19 protein-coding genes are annotated in these 23629 nt (G+C 71.9%); 11 read left to right on the top strand and 8 right to left on the bottom strand.

Going from position 1 to position 23629, the window contains the following annotated elements; all coding sequences use genetic code 11:
• Nucleotides 1-158 precede the first annotated feature (158 nt).
• From BJY16_RS40720 to BJY16_RS40710, 3 genes are read right to left on the bottom strand one after another with little or no spacing between them, the layout of a single operon-like run.
• Nucleotides 159-2552 carry an ATP-binding protein gene (locus BJY16_RS40720; RefSeq protein ID WP_185044854.1) on the bottom strand — a complete coding sequence of 798 codons (2394 nt, stop codon included), beginning with the start codon at nt 2550-2552 and terminating at the stop codon, nt 159-161.
• Nucleotides 2549-2968, bottom strand: coding sequence for a hypothetical protein (locus BJY16_RS40715; RefSeq protein WP_185044853.1), 420 nt, complete (start codon nt 2966-2968; stop codon nt 2549-2551). The genes BJY16_RS40720 and BJY16_RS40715 overlap by 4 nt, the downstream gene beginning before the upstream one ends.
• 54 nt (nt 2969-3022) lie before the next feature.
• Entirely contained in the window at nt 3023-3655 is a 633-nt protein-coding gene (locus BJY16_RS40710) for a TetR family transcriptional regulator (protein ID WP_185044852.1), read from the bottom strand.
• Nucleotides 3656-3717: 62 nt separating this feature from the next.
• On the opposite strand from BJY16_RS40710, the gene BJY16_RS40705 reads away from it, so the two are divergent.
• Nucleotides 3718-4662, top strand: a complete 945-nt coding sequence (locus BJY16_RS40705; protein WP_185044851.1) for a hypothetical protein — start codon at nt 3718-3720, stop codon at nt 4660-4662.
• 152 nt (nt 4663-4814) lie between these two features.
• On the opposite strand, the gene BJY16_RS40700 is transcribed toward BJY16_RS40705, so the two are convergent.
• Both BJY16_RS40700 and BJY16_RS40695 read right to left on the bottom strand, forming a co-directional pair.
• The gene (locus BJY16_RS40700) at nt 4815-5645 is read right to left on the bottom strand and encodes a hypothetical protein (RefSeq protein WP_185044850.1); all 831 of its coding nucleotides are present in this window, start codon (nt 5643-5645) and stop codon (nt 4815-4817) included.
• A gap of 552 nt (nt 5646-6197) precedes the next feature.
• On the bottom strand, nt 6198-7241 hold the full coding sequence (locus BJY16_RS40695; protein ID WP_185046907.1) for a LacI family DNA-binding transcriptional regulator: 1044 nt from the start codon (nt 7239-7241) through the stop codon (nt 6198-6200).
• 337 nt (nt 7242-7578) lie between these two features.
• Here BJY16_RS40695 and BJY16_RS40690 point away from each other — a divergent pair, with 337 nt between their 5' ends.
• The 5 genes from BJY16_RS40690 (at nt 7579) to araA (ending at nt 13680) form a co-directional block, all read left to right on the top strand.
• The gene (locus BJY16_RS40690; RefSeq protein ID WP_260419222.1) at nt 7579-8553 is read left to right on the top strand and encodes an ABC transporter substrate-binding protein; all 975 of its coding nucleotides are present in this window, start codon (nt 7579-7581) and stop codon (nt 8551-8553) included.
• 66 nt (nt 8554-8619) lie between these two features.
• Complete coding sequence (locus tag BJY16_RS40685) at nt 8620-10152, top strand: sugar ABC transporter ATP-binding protein (protein WP_185044848.1); 1533 nt, start codon at nt 8620-8622, stop codon at nt 10150-10152.
• Nucleotides 10149-11168: an ABC transporter permease gene (locus BJY16_RS40680; protein ID WP_185044847.1), complete on the top strand. Its 1020-nt coding sequence runs from the start codon at nt 10149-10151 to the stop codon at nt 11166-11168. Before BJY16_RS40685 ends, BJY16_RS40680 begins: the two co-directional genes overlap by 4 nt.
• Nucleotides 11169-11176: 8 nt before the next feature.
• Nucleotides 11177-12199, top strand: a complete 1023-nt coding sequence (gene yjfF / locus BJY16_RS40675; RefSeq protein ID WP_185046906.1) for a galactofuranose ABC transporter, permease protein YjfF — start codon at nt 11177-11179, stop codon at nt 12197-12199.
• Nucleotides 12196-13680: an L-arabinose isomerase gene (gene araA / locus BJY16_RS40670; RefSeq protein WP_185044846.1), complete on the top strand. Its 1485-nt coding sequence runs from the start codon at nt 12196-12198 to the stop codon at nt 13678-13680. The genes yjfF and araA overlap by 4 nt, the downstream gene beginning before the upstream one ends.
• 111 nt (nt 13681-13791) lie before the next feature.
• Here the strand turns inward: araA and BJY16_RS40665 are convergent, their stop codons facing one another.
• Nucleotides 13792-14499 (bottom strand): laminin G domain-containing protein, encoded by a 708-nt coding sequence (locus BJY16_RS40665; RefSeq protein ID WP_185044845.1) that lies wholly within the window; start codon nt 14497-14499, stop codon nt 13792-13794.
• Nucleotides 14500-14747: 248 nt separating this feature from the next.
• On the opposite strand from BJY16_RS40665, the gene BJY16_RS40660 reads away from it, so the two are divergent.
• On the top strand, nt 14748-15434 hold the full coding sequence (locus BJY16_RS40660; protein WP_185044844.1) for a hypothetical protein: 687 nt from the start codon (nt 14748-14750) through the stop codon (nt 15432-15434).
• 66 nt (nt 15435-15500) lie between these two features.
• Here BJY16_RS40660 and BJY16_RS40655 read toward each other — a convergent pair whose 3' ends face one another.
• Together BJY16_RS40655 and BJY16_RS40650 are read right to left on the bottom strand one after the other, a co-directional pair.
• Entirely contained in the window at nt 15501-17129 is a 1629-nt protein-coding gene (locus tag BJY16_RS40655; protein WP_185044843.1) for an amidohydrolase, read from the bottom strand.
• On the bottom strand, nt 17083-18231 hold the full coding sequence (locus BJY16_RS40650) for a hypothetical protein (RefSeq protein ID WP_185044842.1): 1149 nt from the start codon (nt 18229-18231) through the stop codon (nt 17083-17085). Before BJY16_RS40650 ends, BJY16_RS40655 begins: the two co-directional genes overlap by 47 nt.
• Nucleotides 18232-18546: 315 nt before the next feature.
• Between BJY16_RS40650 and BJY16_RS40645 the strand changes: the two genes are divergently transcribed.
• The 4 genes from BJY16_RS40645 to BJY16_RS40630 all read left to right on the top strand — a co-directional run bounded on the left by BJY16_RS40645 (nt 18547) and on the right by BJY16_RS40630 (nt 23430).
• A complete protein-coding gene (locus BJY16_RS40645) occupies nt 18547-19137 on the top strand; it encodes a TetR/AcrR family transcriptional regulator (RefSeq protein WP_185044841.1) in 591 nt (196 codons plus the stop codon).
• A 16-nt stretch (nt 19138-19153) separates the two neighbouring features.
• Nucleotides 19154-21334, top strand: coding sequence for an MMPL family transporter (locus BJY16_RS40640; protein WP_185044840.1), 2181 nt, complete (start codon nt 19154-19156; stop codon nt 21332-21334).
• 624 nt (nt 21335-21958) lie between these two features.
• Complete coding sequence (locus BJY16_RS40635) at nt 21959-22288, top strand: PadR family transcriptional regulator (RefSeq protein WP_185044839.1); 330 nt, start codon at nt 21959-21961, stop codon at nt 22286-22288.
• Nucleotides 22285-23430, top strand: a complete 1146-nt coding sequence (locus BJY16_RS40630; protein ID WP_185044838.1) for an HAAS signaling domain-containing protein — start codon at nt 22285-22287, stop codon at nt 23428-23430. Before BJY16_RS40635 ends, BJY16_RS40630 begins: the two co-directional genes overlap by 4 nt.
• Nucleotides 23431-23629: the final 199 nt, after the last annotated feature.

Genomic DNA, 23629 nt, shown 5'->3' with positions numbered 1-23629 from the left:
GCCCACGGCCGCGGCAGCGGCCGGCGGGCGCCGAACAGGACGTGGTGCGCCGTCTCGGGCCGCCGCCCCCGGCTTCGCTGAGTTGGCCGGGGTCCGCGACCCGCCGGCCCGGGCGTGGCTGGGAGCATCGCCCGGGCCGGCAAAAACTCTTCCGGCGGTCACAGCCACCACACCTCGTCGACGTCGGCCTTTCCGGTCTCCTCGACCATGCGCTTCGCGGCGAGCATCCTGTCCAGCAGTGCGGTCATGCCGGCCTGCCGGCAGGCATCGGTGGCCTGCCGGAACCGCTCCTCGTCGACCCGGCCGACGGCGAACCCGCAACACACCAGCCCGGCCAGCGCTTTCGCCTGTTCTCGGGGATTCCCCACGGTCCGCGCCGCGACCAGCGCTTCCTCGAAGGCGGACCGCGCCTCGGCGATCCGGTTCATCTTCAGAGACACGGTGCCTCGGACGCTGTTCACCTGCGCGGCGCCATGCCGGTCGCTGAACTCCTGGAAGACCGCCGACGCCCGGCTCAGGAGAAGAATGGCCTGCTCGGGGTCCCCCGCACCGATCCGGACGATGGCCAGTTGCAGGAAGCCGTAACCCTCGCCTCGGCGATCGCCGAGATCCCGGTAGAGGGCCGCGGCTCGTTCGATCAACTCGGCGGCGGCGCGGTAGTCCTCCCTCTTGCGTCGGATGAGTCCGAGTTCGGCGCTGGTCCACGCCTGGCCGTACAGGTCGCCCGCGGCGTGGAACAGGGCGGCGGCGCGCTTCTGCAACTCCTCCGATGCCGACCAGTCGTCGGCGATCCGCCGCATCACGCCCAGCTGCGCCAAGGCCCAGGCTTCGCCGCGCGGATTTCCGATGTCCCGATAGATGGCGGCGGCCTCCCGCTCGGCTTCGGCCGCCCGGTCGTACTCGGCGGTGAGCACGCCGATGATGCCGAGTTCGGCCAGCGCGGCCGCCTCACCGGCGCGGTCCCCGAGTTCGCGGCACAGGTGCAACGAGCGTTCCTGCATCTCGGCGGCGAACCGGTACTCCCCGGTCCACTGCCCGAACACCCCGACCTCGCCGTAGGTCCAGGCGAGGCCCGCCTTGTCCGACCGCTGGGACAGGGTGTCGAGCGTCGCCTCCAGCAGCCGGATCGCCTCCGGCCACGGCCCATCCAGGTGCAGGAGGGTGGTGAGGGAGCGGGTCAGCGAGATGACCCGATCGTCGTCCCGCTCCGTGCGGGCCTGCTCCAGAGCGGCCAGAAGCGCGTTGCGTTCGGTGCGGAGCCAGGCGACCGCCTCCGCCCGGACCGTGATCGCCGGCGCCGGGGTGCTCAGCGGGCGCGCCGGCGGCACCACCGCTGACCGCCGGCCGCTGTGCTGCGGCAGCCACGGGTCGCAGCGGGCCAGCATGTGCTGGTAGTAGTCGAAGAGGCGGTCGACCGCCGGGCCGCGTTCGTCCGCGGTCGTCCGGCTCCGGCTGTAGGCCGCGATCAAATCGTGCATCCGGAACCGGCCGGTGACCGGCTGGACGAGCAGACGCTGGGCCAGCAGGCCACGCAGGAGCCGGCGAGCGTCGGGGAGCGCGACGTCGATCAGCGCCGCGGCGACGTGGATGTCGAAGTCCTCCCCCAGGGACAGGCTGAGCAGCCGCAGCGCCCGCTGCTCGGCCTCCGGCATCCGCTGGTAGGAGGAGTCGAACGCGGCAGCCACCCCGAGCTCCTGGTCGTCCAGCCGGGAGTCGATGCCGGAGAGCTGGTCCTGCGCGGTCTCCAGGTCGGTCAGCACCTCGGCGGTGCCGCTGACGCTCGCGGTCTCCAGCCCGGCGGCCAGGATCGAGATGGCGAGCGGAAGGTAGCCGCACAGACGGACGATCTGGACGGTGTCCGCCTGCTCGTCCGCGCTGGTCGTCGACCCGCACAGGCGGGTGTAAAGATCCATCGCCTCGGCCTCGGAGAAGACCGCGAGCGGCAGGAGGGACGCGCCGAACGTGCGCCGGAGCCCGGTCAGGCGCCGACGGCTGGTGACCAGAACCAGGCAGTCGGCGGCGCCCGGGATCAGCGGCGCCACCTGGTCCACCCCGGCGGCGTTGTCCAGGATCAGCAGGAAGCGGCGTCCGGCCACGCGATCCCGCCAGCGCGCCGCCCGATCGTCCAGGCTCTCCGGGATCTGCTCGGCGGTCATGCCGGTGGCCAGCAGCAGCTCGGTGAGCAGATCCTCGGGGCGGGCCGGTGCGCGGCCGGGCGTGTGCGCGTGCAGCTCGACGAAGAACTGGGCGTCCGGGAACCGGGTGCTCAGCAGGTGCCCGACATGGACGGCGAGTGTCGTCTTGCCCACTCCCGGCATGCCGTCGATGGCGAAGATCGTGACACCGTGGCCTGCCTCGGCGCCGCGGATCAGGGTGGCGACCTGGTCCGCCCGGCCGGTGAACGACACGGTGTCGGCCCGGAGCGTGCGAACCGGGTGGAACGACGTGGGCGCCGCGGCGACGTCCTGCAGGATGAACTGGTCGCCGCTGACCTGGTTGAACGTGCTGCGATCGGCGGCCGCGCCGACCTGCGGACCGGCCGGCCCGGTCATCCGTGGTGGTGGTGCTGGTCGCCGGCGACCTGGTTGAAGGTGCTGCTGTCCCGCGAGGTGCCGGTCATGATGATGCTCCGCGCGCGGTCCGCCCGGGCCTTGTCCAGCATCGGTAGCAAGGTCGTGGTGAGCACCTCCCGGAGGTCGGCGGCAAGCTCCGGGTGATCCAGCAGCAACTCCTGCACGCGGCCCTGCCACACGTCGACGACCGCCTCCACGGTCTCCGGATGTCCCGTCTCGCCGGCGCTCAGCACCCGTTCGTGTGCCAGGTCGAGGTCGGCGGCGACCGTCTCGGTCTCGGCCTCCGCCTTGCGCCGCCGCCACACCGCGAGTACTGCGGCTCGGGCGTCCGACCAGGTCTGCGTGGCCATCGCGGACACCAGCGCGGTCGCGAAGGCCAAGGCCGTGGGATCCATCGTCGCCCCCTCGTCAGCTCTGTCAGCTGAACGCTATCGACTCGGTGCCACCAGTCAACCTCGGAGAGTCATCAGATCGGGGAGGCCGCGCTCCAGCGCGTCGAAGGTCAGCGTCGCCATCCGGCGCACCTGCTCGCGGATGGCGCCCGGGTCCTGGCCGGTCTGGGCCAGTCGCCGGATCTCCGTGTGCAGCGCCGCGTCCGCCGCGGCCAGCAGGGCGGCGGCGATCCTCGGCATCGGGTCGGCCGGATCCGCACCGGTCAGGGCCTCCAGCGTCTCGGCGAGTGCCGCCTCGGTCCGCTCCCGCAGCTGCCGCAGCCGGGCCTGGAGCGCCGGGCTCTCCTCGACCACCCGCCAGAACCCGGCGATCCCCGGATGCAGCCCGAGCGTCGGCTCGTCCCGATCGATCGCGGCCAGGAACGCCCGCCGGACCGCCGCCACCACCGACTCGCCGTCCGCCCGGCCCCGGATCGCGGCCGGCAGCCGCCGCACCACCTCGTCCTGCCGGTCGAAGAACAGGTCCTCCTTGGTGGGGAAGTAGTTGAACACCGTGTTCACCGAGACCCGGGCCGCCCGCGCGACGTCGGCCACGGTGACCCGCTCGAACCCGCGCTCCAGGAACAACGCGAGCGCCGCGTCGGCGAGCGCCGTCCGGGTGGCCTGCTTCTTCTCTTCCCGCAGTCCCATGGGGAAAGAATAGCGTCACTGAAAACTTGGTGTGACACCAAAAATCTGCCTATGCTGCCGGCATGACGCTCCTCTTCGGCATCTATCCGGGCGGCCACGTCACCGACGACCCGCAGACCCAGGGCCCGCCCGACGACCCCGCCGCGATCACCGCGGCGCTGGACGAGCTGGGGGTGACCCTGGTCCGCGGCTACGCGCACTACGCCGACCTGCCGCCGCGGGTGCCCGAGGCCCCGCCCGACCCGGTGCGGTTCGCGACCGGTGGGCGCCGCCTCGACCTGGTCGCCTGCTTCCGCTCGCACGACCCGGACCTCACCGGGTGGCTCGACTTCCTCCGCGCCCAGCTGCGCCGGCACGGCGACCGGCTGGCCTGCCTGCAGATCACCGAGGAGGCCAACCACGCCGGGCCCGGCGGCGACGGCGGCTCCCCGGTGGTCCGGGAGGCGCTGGTCACCGGCGTCATCGCAGCGAAGCGGGAGGCCCGCCGGCTGGGGCTGGACGTGCGGATCGGCTGCAACTCCACCCTGGACTTCGATCCCGCCCAGGAATTCTGGACCGACCTGGGCAAGCGGGGCGGTGACGAGTTCCGCGACGCCCTCGACTACGCCGGGCTGGACTTCTTCCCGGACGTCTTCCGCCCGATCCCGCCGGGCGACCTGGCCGGGGTGGTCACCGCCGCGCTGACCGGGTTCCGCACCGGGAGCCTGGCCGCGGCCGGCCTGCCGGACACCCTGCCGATGCACATCACCGAGCACGGCTGGGGCACCGGCCCGGACCGCCCGGAGTCCCGTCAGGCCGAGGTGGTCGCCGAGGTCGTCGGCCTGGTCGCGGCGCACGCGGCGGCCCTGAACATCACCACCTACGAGCACCACGCCCTGCGCGACGCCAACTCGGCGACCCCGGCGCCGCTGTTCCAGCTCGGCCTGCTCCGCGACGACTACACCCGAAAACCCGCCTTCGGCGTGCTCCGCGACCTGATCGCGGAACACTCCGGGTCCGCTCCCTGACCACGGCCGCCCCGGGCCGCTCCCTGACCACGGCCACCCCGGGATCGCTCGCTGGCCACGGCCACTCCGGGTTCGCTCCCTGACCGCGGATCACTCCGGGTCCGCTTCCTGAGACAGGCGGACACCATTTTCGGTACGGCCAGAGCCCACAGTCACGTCCCGGGCAGCACCTCGCGGGCACCGGGCGCCGTGGACCGGCTGTTGCCGGCGCGGGGGAGCGGCGCTCGAAGGTTCCGCCCGGCTCCGGCGTCCCGCCCGGCCAGCGGAGCGACGTTGCCGCTCTCCCGTCCTGCGGTGCTGCCGCTCTCTCGCTCTGTGGTGCTGCTGCTTTCTCGTCCTGCGGTGCTGCCGCTCTGACCGCCCGGGGCAGCGGCGGCATCGGTCTCGCGTCCGGAGGCGGTCGTGGTCGCACCAGCCTCCTGATCTGCGGCGGTCGTCGTGGCGGCGGCCCGGCGACCGGCGGCGGCCTCGCGGTCGGCGGCGGCCTCGCGGCTCCGGGCTGCGGTGCTGTTGGCGGTCTCGCCGTCCGCGCTGGTCGCGGGGCCGGTCGGCCGGGGGCTGCCGGTGCCCGGGGTGTCGGCTGGGGTGGCGTGGTCCGCGGGGGCGCTGCGGGGCTGCGGCACCCGGGTGGGGCGTGGGGGCGTGCTGGCGGGGCAGTGCCAGGTGAAGTCGGTTCCGTCGAGGGTGACGGTGGCGCCGGGCGGGCACAGGCCGGACTCCCGGGAGTCGGCGGCGCCGGTGCGGCCGTAACAGATCATCAGGCTGGTGGCGTCACCGTCCGGGTCGATGTGGACGGCCCAGACCTCGCCGTAGCCGGTCAACCCGGTCCCACCGGTGGTCAGGACGGCGCCGCGGCCGCGGAGCGGGACGGTGATCTCGTGGCCGCGGGCGTCACGGATCCGCAGGGTGCCGGAGAGCCGGGGATGCCGGCGGCGGCGCAGCCAGCCGGGGACGTTACCGGAAAATCCGGATTCGGGTGCCAATCCGATCACCTGTCCTTTCGACACTCAACGCGGCGACTCGACAGCCTCTGATCCATTCCTGACGGACGGCGGGATCGGCGGGAGGAGGAAGGTGCGGGGCGGCGGGCCGACCGGCACAGGCCACGGCGGGGTACGGCAGCCAGGAGGGATCGATGATCCTGTGTCGCCGTCGAGCACCTTTCGGACTGTAACCGCACGGGCGGTCACGGTGCGGGTTCATTCACCGGTGCGGGTGAGATCGGCGCAGCGCACGCCGGTCCGAAGAAAGCCGCTGATCGCCCGGAACCGGTCAATCGTGAACGCCCGTCCGCGGGGGAACGAGTCGTGCACGGACGGCCGATGCTGGACGGAATCGGCCATCCGCGAACGCCCGTCGGCGCGGAACGGGTCGTGCACGGACGGCCGATGCCGGACGGCACCGGTCAGCCGCGAACGCCCGCTCGCGGGGGAACGGGTTGTGCACGGACGGCCGATCTCGGACGGAATCGGTCAAGCGGTCAGCCGTCCGGGCGGGACAGGTCAGGCGCGGACGACCGACCCCGGTGGGATCGGTCAGGAGGGGACGGCCGGTGCCGGGCGGCCGGTGTCGGGCGGGATCGGCCGGGTGTGGGACGCCGTGCTGCCGCGCAGGACCAGTTCCGGGGCGACCACCACGTTCGACGTGGGGCCGTCCCCCTCGACGTGGGCCATGTGGTGCAGCAGCAGCGCGAGCGCCCGCCGCCCCATCTCGGCGAAGTCCTGATGCACCGTGGTCAGCGGCGGCAGGAAGTATCCCGAGTCCGGCATGTCGTCGAAGCCGACCACGCTGACGTCCTCCGGCACCCGCCGCCCGGCCTCGTGCAGCGCCCGCAGCACCCCCAGCGCGATCCGGTCGTTGGCGCAGAACACCGCGGTCACCGACGGGTCGGCGGCCAGCCGGCGCCCCTGCTCGTAGCCGGCGGCGGCGTCCCACCAGCCCGGTGTCACCGGCGGGACCACCGCGCCGGCCGCGTAGAGCGTCGCCCGCCAGCCGTCCACCCGGGCCTGCGCCTCCGGCCAGTCGGGCGGCCCGGCCGCGTGGTGCACGGTGGCGTGGCCCAGGTCGAGCAGATGCTGGGTGGCGAGGCGAGCCCCGGCCGCGTTGTCCACCCGTACCGTGGGAAAGGGGTCGGAGCCGGAACCGGCGCCGCCCACCGCGACGCACGCCAGACCGGTCGGCGCGTGGGTGAGCGCCGTGGTGACGGCGGGTTTCGGGGCGATCGCGATGATCCCGTCGACGTCGTGCTGGGCGAGCCGGTCGACCGCTTCGAGGACTGGGCGGTGCGCCAGCTCGCGCACGGTCGCGACGCTGACCAGGTATCCGGCGGCGCGCGCGGCGCTCTCGATGCCGTAGAGCATCGACTCCGGCCCGAAGAGCGTGGTCTCGAAGCCGATGATGCCGAGGGTGCGGGACTCCCGGGTGGCCAGGGTGCGGGCCGCCAGGTTGCGCCGGTAGTTGAGCGAGCGCATCGCGGCGAGCACGCGTTCCCGGGTCTCCGCCCGAACGTTGGGATGATCGTTGATCACCCGGGAGACGGTCTGATGGGACACGCCGGCCAGTTTCGCCACGTCGCGCATGACGCTTCCCCGCTCCTTGCCGGATCGCGGCCGGAGGGCGGGTGAGGGCAGCTGGGCAGCCGGTTCCAGGTCCGGCGCCGGGTCCGAGGTCGGCATTGGACGTGTCTACCAGGTGACCGGTCGATGGCTGCGAGTGATAATGCCGTTCTTGCAATCTGTCTGAAACAGCGAACCTGATCTCTTGACGCGCACGTTGAGAACGGTAACACTCACGAAACGCAAGCTGTGACCGTGGTCGCAGCTCTTCGGCAATCTTCCCAGTCTCGGTACGTGCTGCCGTGTGCTGGCTTGTTTGTTAACGGTAACAGTTATGGAGGTAACGGTGCGCGTGAAGTTGATGGCGGCGACGCTGACGGGCCTGCTGGCCGTGTCGGCACTCGCCGGTTGTGGTGACAAGAGCGACGACGCTGCCAGCTCGGGTTCCGCGAGCGACGGCAAGCTGGTCATGGGCTTCTCCCAGGTCGGCGCGGAGAGTGGCTGGCGTACCGCCAACACCAAGTCGATCCAGGAGTCCGCCGCGCAGGAGGGCATCGAGCTCAAGTTCTCGGACGCCCAGGGCAAGCAGGAGAAGCAGATCGAGGCGATCCGCGGCTTCATCACGCAGAAGGTCGACGTCATCGCCTTCTCGCCGGTGGTCACCTCCGGCTGGGACTCGGTGCTCAAGGACGCGAAGGACGCCGGCATCCCGGTGATCCTGACCGACCGCGCGGTCGACTCGCAGGACAAGTCGCTCTACAAGACCTTCCTCGGCTCGGACTTCATCAAGGAGGGCAAGGAGGCCGGCGACTGGCTGGTCAAGCAGAACGAGGGCAAGACCGCGCCGGTCAACGTCGTCGAGCTGCAGGGCACCGTCGGCTCGGCGCCGGCGATCGACCGGCAGAAGGGCTTCGCCGAGGCGATCAAGGCGAACCCGAACATCAAGATCGTCAAGTCCCAGTCCGGCAACTTCACCCGGGCCGAGGGCAAGACGGTGATGCAGAGCATCCTGCAGTCCACCCCGGACATCGACGTTCTCTACGCGCACAATGACGACATGGGTCTCGGCGCGATCGAGGCGATCACGGCGGCCGGCAAGGTGCCCGGCAAGGACATCCAGATCATCACGGTGGACGCGGTCAAGGACGGCATGACGGCGCTCTCCGAGGGCAAGATCAACTTCATCGTGGAGTGCAGCCCGCTCCTCGGCCCGCAGCTGATGGACCTGGCCAAGAAGGTCAAGAACAAGGAGGAGGTCCCGCAGCGGGTCCTCACCCAGGAGACCACCTTCACCCAGGAGCAGGCCAAGGCCGCCCTCCCGGACCGCAAGTACTGATTCACGGCAGGTGCGGTCCACCCCGGGCACTCGGGGTGGACCGCACCGCGCGGAACGGAGCGCACGATGGGTGAACCCACCACAAAACCGGTCCTCGAGATGGCCGGCATCCGCAAGGTCTTCCCCGGCGTCGTCGCCCTGGACGGCGTCGACTTCCGTTTGTTCCCCGGCGAGGTGCACGCCCTGATGGGCGAGAACGGCGCCGGCAAGTCCACCCTGATCAAGGTGCTCACCGGCGTCTACGAGATCGACGGCGGCGACATCAAGCTGGCCGGCGAGGAGGTCCGGATCACCGGGCCGCTGGCCGCACAGAAGGCCGGGATCAGCACGGTCTACCAAGAGGTCAACCTCTGCACCAACCTCACCGTCGCGGAGAACATCTTCATCGGCCGGGAGCCGCGGACCTTCGGCAAGATCCGCTGGGGCCAGATGCGCCGCCGGGCCACCGAGCTGCTGAAGCGGCTCGACCTGGACCTGGACGTGTCCGCGCCGCTGAGCACGTACTCGCTGGCCATCCAGCAGATGGTGGCGATCGCCCGGGCGGTCGACATCGAGGCCCGGGTGCTGATCCTCGACGAGCCGACCTCCAGCCTGGACGCCTCCGAGGTCGAGCAGCTGTTCCGGGTGATGCGCCGGCTCAAGGCCGAGGGCGTGGCGATCCTGTTCGTCTCGCACTTCCTCGACCAGATCTACGAGATCTCCGACCGGCTCACCGTGCTGCGCAACGGCCAGCTGATCGGTGAGTACCGGACCGCCGAACTGCCCCAGGTGCAGCTGGTCGAGAAGATGATCGGCAAGGCGCTGGCGACGCTGGAGGGCCTGGAGGACGAGGCCCGGCGGTCCCGGGCCAAGTCCGCCAACGCCCAGCCGATCCTGCAGGCCAAGGGGGTCGGCCGGACGGGCGCGATCGCCCCGTTCGACCTGACCATCCACGAGGGCGAGGTGGTCGGCCTGGCCGGCCTGCTCGGCTCCGGCCGCACCGAGCTGGCCCGGCTGCTCTTCGGCGCGGACAAGCCCGACCAGGGCGAGTTCAGCGTGGACGGCAAGCCGGTCACGCTGCGCGACCCGCAGGTGGCGATGAAGCGGGGGATCGCCTTCTCCTCGGAGAACCGCCGCACCGAGGGCATCATCGGCGACCTCAGCGTCCGCGAGAACATCATCCTGGCGTTGCAGGCGTCGCGCGGCTGGACCCGGCCGATCCCGCGCCGCAAGCAGGACGAGATCGTCGACAAGTACATCAAGGCGCTGCAGATCCGGCCGGCCGACCCGGAGCGCCCGGTCCGCAACCTGTCCGGCGGCAACCAGCAGAAGGTGCTGCTGGCCCGCTGGCTGATCACCGAGCCGCGGCTGCTGATCATCGACGAGCCGACCCGGGGGATCGACGTCGGCGCCAAGGCGGAGATCCAGAAACTGGTCGCCGAGCTGTCCGACGGCGGCATGGCGGTGCTCTTCGTCAGCGCCGAGCTGGAGGAGGTGCTCCGGCTCAGCCACAAGATCGCGGTCCTGCGGGACCGGCGGCTGGTCGAGGAGCTGGAGAACACCGCCGAGGTCGACGCCGACCGCATCATGCAGACCATCGCCAGCGGAGCAACCTCATGACCATCCTGAAGAACCGGCTGTTCTGGCCGATCGCCATCCTGGTGGCGATGCTGATCGTCAACGTGTTCACGTCGCACCAGTTCCTCACCATCCACGACGGGCACCTGTTCGGGACGCTGATCGACATCCTCCGCGGCAGCGCTCCGCTGATGCTGGTCGCGCTCGGCATGACCCTGGTCATCTCGACCGGCGGCATCGACCTGTCGGTCGGCTCGGTGATGGCGATCTCCGGTGCGGTGGCCTGTCTGCTGATCAAGGACCTGAGCGACCAGAACGCGATCGGCGCGGTGCTGCTCATCGTGGCCGTCGCGATCGGTGTCTCGGCGCTGCTCGGCCTCTGGAACGGCACCCTGGTCGCGGTGGTCGGCATCCAGCCGATCATCGCCACGCTGATCCTGATGGTGGCCGGCCGCGGTCTGGCCCAGCTGATCACCGACGGGCAGATCATCAACGTGCAGTCCAACCCGTACGCGAGCATCGCCACCGGCTTCTTCCTGACCCTGCCGGTGGCCTTCCTGATCGCCATGGCCGCGGTCGCGCTGACCGCGGTGCTGACCCGGCGGACCGCCCTGGGCCTGCTGCTGGAGTCGGTCGGCGGCAGCCCGGCGGCCAGCCGCCTGGCCGGCATCCGGGCCCGCCGGATCACCATGATGGTGTACGTCGTGTCCGGCGCCTTCGCCGGTCTGGCCGGCCTGATCGTCTCCGCCGACATCAAGAGCGCGGACAGCATCCACGCCGGCGACCTGATCGAGCTGGACGCCATCCTGGCCGTGGTGATCGGCGGCACCGCGCTGATCGGCGGCCGGTTCTCGATCATCGGCACGGTGATCGGCGCGCTGCTGATCCAGACCCTGACCGTCACCGTGGTCGGTGTCGGCGTGCCGCCCAAGGCCACCCTGCTGTTCAAGGCGGTCATCGTGGTGGCGCTCTGCCTGTCCCAGTCGCCCGTCTTCCGCGAGAAGGTGTTCGGGCGGTTCAAGTCGCGTCCCGCCGTCCGAGCCGAGGTGACGGCATGAGTGAGAGCATGAAGACCACGATCGACGCGACGCCGGAGGTCGCGCAGAACGCGCCGGTCAATCCGCGCCGCCGGGTCTACCGGCCGAACGCCAAGTACATCCCGATCCTCGCCACGCTGGTCCTGCTGCTCGCCATGTACGTCGGCGGGCTGGCGAACCTCGCGCACTTCGACGACCCCCGGGTCGTGGTCAACCTGTTCCGCGACAACGCGGTGCTGCTGGTGGTCGCGATCGGGATGACCTTCGTGATCCTCACCGGGGGCATCGACCTGTCGGTCGGCGCGGTCATCTCGCTGACCACCACGCTCACCGCGACGCTGCTGCAGGGCGGCTGGCCGCCGCTGCTGGTCCTGCCGCTGGTGCTGGTGCTCGGCGCGCTGCTGGGCAGCGGCATGGGCGCGGTCATCCAGTACTTCAAGGTGGAGCCGTTCATCGCCACGCTGGCCGGGCTGTTCCTGGCCCGCGGCCTGGCGCTCTACATCAACCAGGAGTCCATCCCGATCCGGGACAAGCTCTGGGTGACGCTCTCCGACCTGCGGATCCCGCTCTTCGACGGGGTGAAGACCACCCTGATCGCGGTGGTGGCGCTGGTGGTCGTGCTGATCGCTGCCGCGGTGCTGGCCTGGACCCGGTTCGGCCGCAACGTCTACGCGATCGGCGGCAGCGCCGACTCGGCGCTGCTGATGGGTCTGCCGGTGGCCCGCACCCGGGTGCTGGTCTACACGATCAGCGGCTTCTGCGCGGCGCTCGGCGGCGTGCTCTTCACGATCAACTCCACCTCGGGCCACGCGCTGCAGGGCGCCGGCACCGAGCTGGACGCGATCGCCGCCTGCGTGATCGGTGGCGTGCTGCTCACCGGCGGCTCCGGGTACGTCTTCGGCACCCTGCTCGGCGTGATGGTCTTCGGCCTGATCTCCACGATCATCAACTTCCAGGGTGACCTGAACTCGGCGTGGACCCGGATCGTGGTCGGCATCCTGCTCTTCGGCTTCATTGTTCTGCAGCGACTCGTTACACGGAGGGCACGATGAGCAACGGGGAAATCTGGTTCCTGACCGGCAGTCAGGGGCTCTACGGACCGGAGACCCTGGAGCAGGTCGCCTCGCAGTCCCGGGAGATCGCCGCCCAGCTCGACCGGAGCCTGGACGCCGAGGTGATCTGGCAGCCGGTGCTGACCAGCGCGGAGCAGATCCTGGACGTCTGCCGGCGGGCCTCGTCCACGCCCGGCGTGCTCGGCGTGATCACCTGGATGCACACGTTCTCGCCGGCCAAGATGTGGATCGCCGGCCTGGACGCGCTGCGCGCCCCGCTGCTGCACCTGCACACCCAGCACAACGTGGCGCTGCCCTGGTCCGAGATCGACATGGACTTCATGAACCTGAACCAGGCCGCGCACGGCGACCGGGAGTTCGGGTTCATCGAGACCCGGCTCGGCGTGCCGCGCAAGACGGTGGCCGGGCACGTCAGCAACCCGGCCGTGGTCGCCCGGATCGCCACCTGGGTGCGGGCGGCGCGCGGCTACTCGGCGATGCGTCACCTGAAGCTGGCCCGGTTCGGCGACAACATGCGCGACGTCGCGGTGACCGAGGGGGACAAGGTCGAGGCGCAGCTCAAGTTCGGCGTCTCGGTCAACACGTACGGGGTCAACGACCTGGTCGCGGTGGTCGACCAGGTCGAGGACGCGGCGATCGACAAGCTGGTCGCGGAGTACGCCGACCTCTACGAGATCGCGGCGCCGCTGCTGGACGACCGGGCCGAGTCGCTGCGCTACGGGGCCCGGATCGAGCTGGGGCTCCGGCAGTTCCTCACCGAGGGCGGATTCAAGGCCTTCACCAGCAACTTCGAGGACCTCGGCGGCCTCAAGCAGCTGCCCGGCCTGGCCGTGCAGCGGCTGATGGCGGACGGCTACGGCTTCGGCGGCGAGGGCGACTGGAAGACCTCGGTGCTGGTGCACACGCTCAAGGCGATGGTCCCGGGCGGCGGCACCTCGTTCATGGAGGACTACACCTACGACCTCACGCCGGGCAACGAGGTCATCCTCGGCGCCCACATGCTCGAGGTCTGCCCGTCGATCGCGGCCGGCACGCCGAAGCTGGAGATCCACCCGCTCGGCATCGGCGGCCGCGAGGACCCGGTCCGGCTGGTCTTCGACGCCGCCCCCGGCAAGGCGATCGTGCTCGGCCTGGCCGACCTGGGGGAGCGGTTCCGCCTGGTGGCCAACGAGATCGAGGTGGTCCCGCCGACCGCGCCGCTGCCCAAGCTGCCGGTCGCCCGGGCGGTCTGGAAGCCGGCGCCGTCGCTGTCCACGTCGGCCGAGTGCTGGCTGACCGCGGGCGGGCCGCACCACACGGTGCTGTCCTCGGCGGTCGGTGCGGAGGAGCTCGCCGACCTGGCCGACATGATCGGCACCGAGCTGCTGCTGATCGACGACGCCACGACGACCCGGCAGTTCACCAAGGAGGTGCGCTGGAACCAGGCGTACCACCGGCTGGCCCGCGGCTTCGGCCGCTGAGCGCCACCCCCCGCACGGCAGGGGCCGGTCCGATCCCGGGCCGGCCCTCAGGCCGTGCTGGCGAAGCGGGGGGACGGCGAGCGTGGGCGCAGATCGTACGAAAAATCGGTTTCAGGCGGTTTGGATCTTTGCGTAGTCCAGGTCGCCGGCGAAGTAGTCGCAGCCCACCGTGCGCTGGTCGCAGTCCAGCTTGCCGCCGATCGTCAATGGCCAGTTGTTGCGGATCGTGCCAGTCCAGCCCTGCCGGCCGGCCACCCGCCGCCCGTCGATGGCCAGCGCCACCCCGGTGCTGACCCGCACGCAGGTCACCTCGTGCCAGGCCCCGTCGTTGATGGCGAACGGCGCGATCGCCTTGAGCATGCCCCGGTCGCCGCGGAACGAGCAGGTCACCCGGCCGTTCGGGATCTCCAGCTTGAAGCTGCCGCCACCGGTCGTGGCCTGGCCCTTCTGGATGATGTTGCCGAAGTGGTTGAGGGTGCGCAGCCGCAGCGTCACGGCGAAGTCCCGGTCGCCGGGGTTCAGTGCCGAAGCGGCCGGAACCACGACCAGATGGCCCGGGTGGGCCGGCGGAGTGTCCGGTTCCAGCCGGTCGAAGCGGTAGCCGGTGGCGCCGTTCAGCGTGGAGCCGGTGCCGACCTCCCGGCCGATCTGCCCGTCCAGTCCGTTTCCGCTGATGTCGGTCATCCAGCGGGCGCCCGGCGACTCGTTCATCGGCCAGTAGGCCAGGTCGGACGGGGTCATGGCGTGCGCCGCCATCGGCGCGGTGGCCAGCAGGGAAGCGGTGGTGAGCAGGCTGAGCAGCGCGGAGCGACGTCGCATGGCGGTCCTTGAGGGGCATCGGGACGGAATTCTTATGAGACTAATGGCCAGAAAACGTGCATAAGCCATCAATCAGGCAAATCCCCGTCCGCTGGGTCTTCTCCGACCCTCGCGATGCTTGGTAGCATCCCGCCGATCATGGCTGACAACCCCTCGGCGGCCATGGTGCTCCGGGTGGTTTTCGCGGAGCGGCACCAGCAGGACCGGTGCGTGGGAAACACTGACCATCAGATAAGGAACGTGTCGAAGTGCTGCTCAATGGGACCGACGGTGAGACCTCGGAGCACAAGGTGATCGCGCCCAACCCCGGCCTGCCCAACCCCGGACTGCCCAGCCCCGGCCTGCCCAACCAGGCCCTGCAGGTGCTGGCCCTGGCCCAGCGCACCGCGGAGGAGCACGTCGCGAGCGCTCAGCACCACGCGGACAAGATCCGCACCGACGCGCTGGCGGCCGCCGAGCAGATCGCCCGGGACGCCCAGGCGCACGCCAGCAACGTGCGCCAGGAGGCCGACCGGGTGCTCACCGAGGCGCGCGCCGCCGCCGAGCAGATGGCCCGTGAGGCGCAGTCCCGCGCCGAGGAGGCCCGCCGCGCCGCCGACAAGATCGTGGCCGACGCCCGGCAGCGGGCCGAGACCATCGGCGCGGACGCGCTGCACGGCGCCGAGCAGCTGAAGCTGCAGGCCCAGCAGCGCTACGACGACGTGGTCGGCAGCCTGGGCGCCAAGCGCGAGGCGCTGCAGCAGCAGATCGAGGCGCTGGAGAACTTCGACCGGGAGTACCGCGGCCGGCTCACCCAGTTCATGCAGGGTCAGCTGCGCGCCCTCTGGGCGGACGCGCCGCAGGTCACCGCCGAGGTGATCGACGAGGAGCCGGTCGCCGAGGAGATCGAGGCCGCCCCGCGGCACGGTCACCACGAGATCGACGACGAGGACTGACTCCCGCACCGGTCCGGACCACGATCGGTCCGGACCGGCGCGCTGTCCGGTACGACCCGCGCCGGCTCACGCCGAGTAGACGACCTCGCCGTCCACCAGCGTCATCGCCACCGCGGTGTCGCCGATCTCGGCGGGCGGGGCGCGGAACGGGTCGCGGTCCAGCACCACCAGGTCGGCGCGGAAGCCGGGCCGGATGCTGCCGGTGTCGTCGAGCCGGTTCACGAAGGCCGACCCGGCGGTGTACGCGGTCAGCGCGGTCGCCAGGTCCAGCTCCTGCCCGGGCAGGAACGCCGGATGGTTGCTGCCGTGGTGCGCCCGGTTCACCGCGACGTGGATGCCCTGCAGCGGATCCGGCGTGGTCACCGGCCAGTCGCTGCCGGCCGCCAGGTGCACCCCGGCGCGCAGCAGGTCGCCGAACGGGTACTGCCGCGCGGCCAGCGCCGGCTCCAGGAACGGGATGGTCAGCTCGTCCATCTGCGGCTCGTGCGAGGCCCAGTACGCCTGCAGGTTCGCGGTCGCGCCGAGCGCCCGGAACCGCGGCACGTCGTCCGGGTGCACCACCTGCAGGTGGGCCAGGTGCGGCCGGGTGTCCCGGAACCCGTTGGCCCGCCGGGCCGCCTCGACCGCGTCGAGCGCCTCCCGGACCGCCCGGTCGCCGAGCGCGTGGAAGTGCGCCTGGAAGCCGTGCGCGTCCAGCTCGGTCACGTAGGCCCGGAGCGCCGCCGGGTCGATGAACGACAGCCCGGCGTTCGTGGTCGCGCAGCCGCACGAGTCCCGGTACGGCCGGGTCATCGCCGCGGTGAAGTTCTCCGCCACCCCGTCCAGCATCAGCTTCACGCTGTCGCTGCGCAGCCGGCCGACGGTGTGCTTGTCCCGCTTGGCGAGCAGCTCCGGGATCTGCTCGGCGCCGCGCTCCCGGTCCCACCACAGCGCGCCGACGACCGTGGCGGTGAGCTGCCCGGTGCTCGCCGCCTCCAGGTAGGCGTCGGAGACGTCCGGATAGCCGTTGGTCGCGCAGAGCATGGCGTCCTGCCAGGCGGTGACGCCGAGCGAGTGCAGCAGCGCCTGGGCGCGCAGCAGCCCGGCCAGCCGCTCGGCCCGGGTGACCTCGGGCAGCAGCCGGGCCACCAGCTGCATGGCGCCCTCCTGCAGGCCGCCGGCCGGGACGCCGTCCGGCCGCCGGTCGATCCGCCCGTCGGCCGGGTCCGGGGTGCCCGCGTCGATGCCGGCCAGCTCCAGGGCGCGGCTGTTCACCCACGCGCCGTGGTGGTCCCGGTTGATCAGGTAGACCGGGCGGTCCGGGACCACCCGGTCGAGCAGTTCCCGGCCGGGGACACCGCCGGGGAACACCTCCATCGCCCAGCCGCCGCCGCTGATCCACGGCAGCTCCGGGTGGGCGTCCGCGTAGTCGCGGACCCGGCGCAGATAATCCTCCAGGTCGGGGGCGCCGGTCAGGTCGCACTGGCCGAGCTCGACCCCGCCCATCACGGCGTGCACGTGCGCGTCCTGGAAGCCGGGCAGCAGCAGCCGCCCGGCCAGATCGATCGTCTCGGCGCCCGGCCGGGCCCGGTCGCGGACCTCGTCGGCGCCGACCGCGACGATCCGGCCGTCCCGGACCAGCACCGTGCCGGCCGGTCCGCGCAGTGGGTCAGCGGTGAAGACGGGACCGTTGGTGAGCACCAGATCTGCTGACATCCGCCCACTCAACCACGCCGGTTCCAGCCGGTCGCCGGACCCCCGCCAGCAGCACCGCGAGGAGCACGACCAGGCAGGCCGCCGCGCCGGTCACCTGCTTGCCCGCCAGCCCGGCGCAGACCGCCAGGTAGCCCGGCAGCAGCGCGAGCAGCTGGCGCCACGGCCGCTCGGCCGCGCCGACCAGGGCGAACAGAAGGGTGATGGCCACCGCCACCGGCCCCCAGTAGTACCGCAGGGTCACCGGGTCGACGAACATCCGGATCAGCAGGGCCGCCGCCGGCGCCGCCGCGTAGACCACCGGCTGGTCCCGGAACCGCCAGGCCACCGCCGCGCAGCCACCGGCCACCACGACCGCCTGCACCAGCCGCAACGGCCAGCTGACCGTGGCCAGATCGGGGAAGAGCAGGTGCACCAGGCTGTCCGGATCGACCTTCCAGACGTGCCGGAACATCCCGAAGTGCCCGGCCACCACGAACGGCAGATAGCCGGCCGCCCCGGCGAGCCCGGCGAGGATCCAGGTCCGCAGCGCCCGGCCGAGCCCGCTCGCCGCCAGCAGGCAGGGGAAACCCAGGACCGCCCAGGGGGCGATCGCGACCGAGGCGCCCAGGAGAGCGGCGGCGGTTCCGGTCCGCCCGCGACCCTGCAGGAAGCTTGCGTACGCCCACAGCGCCGGGATGGCCAGCTCGATCGGGTGTCCCCACCACGGCACCGGCACCAGGAACCAGAGCAGGCCGAGCACCCCGGCCGCCGACTCGCGCAGTGCCGCGCGCAGCCCGGCGGCGGCGCCGAACCGGCGGCACAGCGCCATCGACCCGAGCACCAGGGCGACGTTCACCGCCATCCGCACCGGCAGGGCCGGCGTGTCGCCCGCGCCGCCGAGCATCAACACCCGGCTGAGCAGCAGCTGCAACGGCCCGGCCTGATTCCACCCGGAGTCGTAGACGCCGTCCAGATGCCCGTCCAGGATCCGCTGCCCGGCGGCGGCGAACTCCGCCGTGTCCACCGGTGCGGCCGGCAGCACCACCGCGAACACGGCGGCGAGCAGCGTCGCGGCCACCCAGCGGCCGCGCAGCAGCGGCTCCACCCAGCGAGGGAGAGTCATAACCGGATGATCGGCAGCCGGCCGGGCCCGCCGGGTGCCGTTCCGGATCGATTCAGGAGCTGGTCAGGTGCGGATAGTGCCGGTCCAGCAGCCGCCGCGCGTCGGGGAAGAGCGTGGCCAGGAACACGTCCGGCCGGTCCAGCCGCCGCTGCAGCTCGGCGGGTCGGGTGCCGATGATTTTCGGTCACACGGGCGTCGACGGCCCGTACCGTAGAAGGTGTTTCGCGGCTTCTGCCGGATAAGCCGGAACAGCGTGTGGGGACTGACACGGTCCCCGACGGACCAGTCTGGTCCATTACGGTCTACGGTGGTCCTATGCCCCGTCCCACCAAACAGCAGATCGACGACGAGATCCTCGACGCCGCCGCCGGCCTCTTCGCCCGGCACGGCTTCCGGGAGACGTCGGTGCAGCGCATCGCCGACGCGGTGGGCTACTCCAAGACCGGCCTGCTGCACCGCTTCCCGACCAAGGAGGCGCTGCAGGAGGCGGTCATCGAGCGCTGCGTGGGGCAGATCCGCGAGGTCGCGGCGATCGCCGAGCCGCTGCCGCCGGGCCCGGACCGCGACCGGTCGGTGATCGACGGCATGGCGCGTCTGGCCCTCGGCCAGCCCGGCGTGGTCGCGCTGATGCTGTCCTGCCTGCTGGCCGAGCCGGAGAGCGAGTTCGGCGCGGCGCTGCAGATGATCGGCGACGAGGTGGCCGCGGCCTTCGGCGACCAGCCGTTCACCGGGGCGGCCTTCGGCACCGGGCAGCTGACCCACCCGGAGCGGGCGATCCGGGTCACCGGCGCGCTCGGCGCCCTCGCGGTCGCCAGCGTCGCCCTGCGCGACTGTGTCATCCCGGACGCGGTCACCACGCTCGTCGACGTCGCCTACGACGCGCTCGGGCATCCCCCCACCCACTGAACAAGGGAACCTCCTCATGGCAACGCTGTTGCACCGCCTGGGCCTCGGGGCCGTCCGGCATCGCATCATCGTCACCGTCGCCTGGCTGCTCGCCCTGCTGGCCGTGGCCTTCGGCGCGGTCAAGTTGTCCGGCGAGACGGTCAACACCTTCCGGATCCCGGGTCAGGAGTCGACCACCGCGCTCGACCTGATGAAGCAGCGCTTCGGCGACGCGTCGGCCGGGGCGAACGTGCAGGTGGTCTTCCAGGCGCCGGCCGGGCAGAAGATCACCGACCCGGCGGTGGCCGGCCAGGTCGCCCAGGCGGTGGCCGGGTTCGGCAAGCTGCCCGGCGTGGTGGTGGTCAGCGACCCGTTCGACAAGCAGGCGCCGGCCGTGTCCCGCGACCTGAGCACCGCGCTCAGCACGGTCACCTACGGCGTGCAGCCGTCCGAGGTGACCGACGAGCAGCGCGCCGCCATCACCGACGCGCTGGCGAAGGCCGGCCAGGGGGGCGTGACCGTCGAGGCGCGCGGTGAGGCGCTGAGCAACGCGGCCGACATCGGCGGCGCCTCCGAGGGCATCGGTGTGCTGGTCGCGCTGATCGTGCTGGCGCTGAGCTACGGCTCGCTGATCGCCGCCGGGATGAACCTGCTGACCGCGATCATCGGGGTCGGCATCGGCGTCGCCGGCATCACCACGCTGTCCGGCTTCGTCCAGCTCCAGTCGACCACCCCGATCCTGGCGGTGATGCTCGGCCTGGCGGTCGGCATCGACTACGCGCTGTTCATCGTCACCCGGTTCCGGCACGAGCTGCGCGCCGGCAAGGACGTCGAGTCCGCCGCGGCGTACGCGGTGGGCACCGCCGGCTCGGCCGTGGTGACCGCCGGCCTGACCGTGGTGATCGCCCTGGCCGGCCTCTCCGTGGTCGGCATCCCGTTCCTCACCGAGATGGGCCTGGCCGCCTCGGCCACCATCGTGGTCGCCGTGCTCGTCGCGATCACCCTGGTCCCGGCGATCCTCGGGTTCATCGGCCGCAAGGCGCTGCCCCGCAAGCTCCGGGACGCGGCGCCGACCGGGGAGACCGTCGCCGAGGGGCGCGGCTTCATCCGCGGCTGGGCGCACATGGTCACCCACCAGCGGGTGATCTCCCTGGTCCTGGCGGTGCTCGCGCTCGCCGTGATCGCGCTGCCGTTCGTCAAGATGCAGACCACCCTGGCGCAGCGCTCGCCGGAGGGCAGCACCCAGGCCAAGGCCGACGCGATCATCGACCAGCGGTTCGGGCCGGGCGTCTCCGCCCCGCTGCTGATCCTGGTCGACGGCCCCGACGCGGTGTCGTACGCGGCCACCGTGCAGAAGCAGATCGCCGCGCTGCCGGACGTCGCCCTGGCCCAGCCGCCCCGGCCGGACCAGAAGCAGACCGCCGCGCTGATCACGGTGATCCCGGCCTCCGGCGCGGAGGACCAGAAGACCGTCGACCTGGTGCACTCGATCCGGGACACGGTCGCCGACGGTGACGGCGCCACCGTGTACGTCACCGGCCAGACCGCGATCAGCATCGACGTCTCCCAGAAACTCAACGACGCCCTGCCGGTCTACCTGGCGCTCGTCGTCGGCCTGGCGTTCGTGCTGCTGGTGCTGGTCTTCCGCTCACTGCTGGTGCCGGTCGTCGGGGTGCTCGGCTTCCTGCTCACGATCGGCGCGGCGTTCGGCGCCACGGTCGCGGTCTTCCAGTGGGGCTGGCTGGCCGACCTGGTCAACGCCGGCTCGACCGGCCCGATCATCAGCCTCGCGCCGATCATCATCGTCGGCATCCTGTTCGGCCTGGCCATGGACTACCAGGTCTTCCTGGTCTCCCGGATGCACGAGGCGCACGCCCACGGCGCCGCCCCGCGGGACGCCATCGTCACCGGTTTCCGCCAGGCCGCCCCGGTCGTGGTCGCCGCCGCGACCATCATGTTCGCGGTCTTCGCCGCGTTCGTCCCGGAGGGCAACGACACGGTCAAGCCGATCGCCTTCGCCCTGGCCGTCGGCATCGCCTTCGACGCCTTCGTGGTCCGCATGATCGCCGTCCCGGCGGCGATGGCCCTGCTGGGCCGCTCCGCCTGGTGGCTGCCGCGTTGGCTGCGCTGGCTCCCGGAGCTGGACGTGGAGGGGGCCGCTCTGGAGCGCAAGGCCGCCGCCGCTCGCCGCGCCGACACCCAGCCCGCCTCCGTCTGACCCTTCGCCGAATCATCCCGGGCGGCGCCGCACTCGCGGCGCCGCCCGTTCCCTTTCCGCGCCGCCGTTCCCTTTCCGTGCCGCCCGTTCCCTTTCCGTGCCGCCCGTTCCCTTTCCGCGCCGCCCGTTCCCTTTCCGCGCCGCCCGTTCCCTTTCCGCGCCGCCCGTTCCCTTTCCGCGCCGCCGTTCCCTTTCCGTGCCGCCCGTTCCCTTTCCGTGCCGCCCGTTCCCTTTCCGCGCCGCCCGTTCCCTTTCCGCGCCGCCCGTTCCCTTTCCGCGCCGCCCGTTCCCTTTCCGTGCCGCCCGTTCCCCTTCCCGCGCCGCCGTTCCTTCTCCCGTGCCGCCTGTTTCCCCTTCCCGCGCCGCCGTTCCTTCTCCCGCGACGGCGGTCCTCTTCCCGCGCCGCCGTTCCTCTTGCCACGCCGCCTGTCCGTCGTTCTCGGCCCTGCGCCCGGCCGCTTGCGCGGGGCGCGGTCGTCGGCTGGCTTCCATGGGTGTGTCGACAGCCTTGAGGCACCCATGGAGGCCAGCCGACGACCGTTAGGCGCCTGCCGCCTCCGGAAAACGGCCGCGTCGGTATGGCGGCGTTGACGGTACTTCGCAGTGCACAGTACTGTGCGGTGCGTGGATACGACCCAGCTCCTCAAGGGCGTGCTGGATCTGGCCGTGCTCGCCGTCCTGCGTGACGAGGACGGCTACGGCTACGACATCGTGCGCCGGCTGCGCGCCGCCGGTCTGCAGGAGGTCGGCGACGCCTCGGTGTACGGCACGCTGCGCCGGCTCTATGCCAACGGCTTCCTGAACACCTACGTGGTCCCCAGCGACGAGGGGCCGCACCGCAAGTACTACGCGCTCAACGCCGCCGGCCGGGCGGAGCTCGACCGCAACGGCAAGGGCTGGCGCGCATTCGCATCGATCATGGACGATTTGACTCGCGAGCGGGGGACCGCGTGAAGGACATCGCAGAGGACGAGATCACCGGGTACGTGGCCGAGGTGCGCCTGGCGCTCGGCGGCCTGCCCGAGGCCACCCGCGAGGAGCTGCTCGACGACCTCCCGGAGCATCTGGCCGAGGTCCTCGCCGAGGGCGCCGGCACGCTGACCGCGCGGCTGGGCCCCCCGTCCGCCTACGCCGCCGAGCTGCTCGCCGCCGCCGGCCTGCCCGGCGCGGACAAGCCGCAGTCGCCCTGGGTCACCCCCGAGGAGCTGCGCGACCGGTTCCTGCCGCTGCTGCGGACCGCGGATGCCAAGGTCGGCCCGATCTTGGGGTACGAGCGAGCCAGCCACTTCCTGACCCTGCTCCGCCCCGCCTGGTGGGTCCTCCGCGGCTACCTGGTCGCGATGGTGCTCGCCCACCTGCTCGACAGCGGCCCCACCCCGGTCGGCCTGCTGCCCCGGATCGGCGGCAGCGACGTGATGGCCCTGTTGCTGCTCGCCGCCTGCGTGGTCGCCTCGATCTGGCTCGGCCGCCGGGAGCTGCCCGACAAGCCGTGGCCCCGGTACGCGCTGTGGTCGGGAACCGCTCTGCTGATCCTGATCTCGCTGGCCGGTTTCGTCGGCGCGGACAGCAGCACCCGGTTCACCCCGTCCTTCGACCCGGCCTACAGCGGCAACAGCCAGTACGACAACATCCGGGACGTCTTCGTCTACGACTCGCAGGGCCACTTGGTCGAGGACGCCCAGCTCTACGACCAGAACGGCACCCCGCTCCAGCTCGGCGGCCAGTCCTGCACCGACCCGGACACCGGCGAGTCGTGGACCAGCTGGCAGCGCGGCTACCCACACTGCCCGCGAGCGAACCCGTTCCGCTCCCCGTCCCCGTTCCCGACCCCGACGTCCGACTCGGACGTCCCGGAGCCGGGCCCCGCCCCGACGACCGTCGCACCCGACCTGTCCGCGGCCCCGGGTCCCGCCGCCACCTCAGTAGCCCCAGGTCCCGCCGTCACCTCAGCGGCCCCGGGCCCCGCTGCCACCTCTGTGGCCCCGGGTCCCGCTGCCAAGTCCGCAGTCCCGGGTCCCGCTGCCAAGGCCGCAGGCCCGTTGCCCTCGACTGCCGCGTCCGCGTCTGCTCGTCCCTTCCCGTCCGCCACCCGATAGCCACCTGGCGGGCGCGAGGCCGCCTCGGCTGAGCCACACGCACAGGCGGCGGCCCGCACCCGCCCGGTCGAGCGCGTTGTCCACATCAGCGCGTCGTCCACAGCTCATCCCCGCCGGATCTCGCTTCCGCGCCACACTGTCTTCGGGCGGCTCCCCCTGGGAGGGCGGGGACCATCAGGGCAGGAAGCGGCGGGAGGGG

The organism is Actinoplanes octamycinicus (genome assembly GCF_014205225.1).
GTDB classification, from domain to species: domain Bacteria; phylum Actinomycetota; class Actinomycetes; order Mycobacteriales; family Micromonosporaceae; genus Actinoplanes; species Actinoplanes octamycinicus.
The sequence above is the reverse complement of the archived record's forward strand: the minus strand, read 5'-3'. Positions and strand labels throughout refer to the sequence as shown.

Bases quoted from the DNA above. Each gene is read 5' to 3' on its own strand.
- BJY16_RS40720 (WP_185044854.1), bottom strand. From the start codon at position 2,552: ATGACCGGGCCGGCCGGTCCGCAGGTCGGCGCGGCCGCCGATCGCAGC.
- BJY16_RS40715 (WP_185044853.1), bottom strand. From the start codon at position 2,968: ATGGATCCCACGGCCTTGGCCTTCGCGACCGCGCTGGTGTCCGCGATG.
- BJY16_RS40710 (WP_185044852.1), bottom strand. From the start codon at position 3,655: ATGGGACTGCGGGAAGAGAAGAAGCAGGCCACCCGGACGGCGCTCGCC.
- BJY16_RS40705 (WP_185044851.1), top strand. From the start codon at position 3,718: ATGACGCTCCTCTTCGGCATCTATCCGGGCGGCCACGTCACCGACGAC.
- BJY16_RS40695 (WP_185046907.1), bottom strand. From the start codon at position 7,241: ATGCGCGACGTGGCGAAACTGGCCGGCGTGTCCCATCAGACCGTCTCC.
- BJY16_RS40690 (WP_260419222.1), top strand. From the start codon at position 7,579: ATGGCGGCGACGCTGACGGGCCTGCTGGCCGTGTCGGCACTCGCCGGT.
- BJY16_RS40685 (WP_185044848.1), top strand. From the start codon at position 8,620: ATGGGTGAACCCACCACAAAACCGGTCCTCGAGATGGCCGGCATCCGC.
- BJY16_RS40680 (WP_185044847.1), top strand. From the start codon at position 10,149: ATGACCATCCTGAAGAACCGGCTGTTCTGGCCGATCGCCATCCTGGTG.
- yjfF (WP_185046906.1), top strand. From the start codon at position 11,177: ATGAAGACCACGATCGACGCGACGCCGGAGGTCGCGCAGAACGCGCCG.
- araA (WP_185044846.1), top strand. From the start codon at position 12,196: ATGAGCAACGGGGAAATCTGGTTCCTGACCGGCAGTCAGGGGCTCTAC.
- BJY16_RS40665 (WP_185044845.1), bottom strand. From the start codon at position 14,499: ATGCGACGTCGCTCCGCGCTGCTCAGCCTGCTCACCACCGCTTCCCTG.
- BJY16_RS40655 (WP_185044843.1), bottom strand. From the start codon at position 17,129: ATGTCAGCAGATCTGGTGCTCACCAACGGTCCCGTCTTCACCGCTGAC.
- BJY16_RS40650 (WP_185044842.1), bottom strand. From the start codon at position 18,231: ATGACTCTCCCTCGCTGGGTGGAGCCGCTGCTGCGCGGCCGCTGGGTG.
- BJY16_RS40645 (WP_185044841.1), top strand. From the start codon at position 18,547: ATGCCCCGTCCCACCAAACAGCAGATCGACGACGAGATCCTCGACGCC.
- BJY16_RS40640 (WP_185044840.1), top strand. From the start codon at position 19,154: ATGGCAACGCTGTTGCACCGCCTGGGCCTCGGGGCCGTCCGGCATCGC.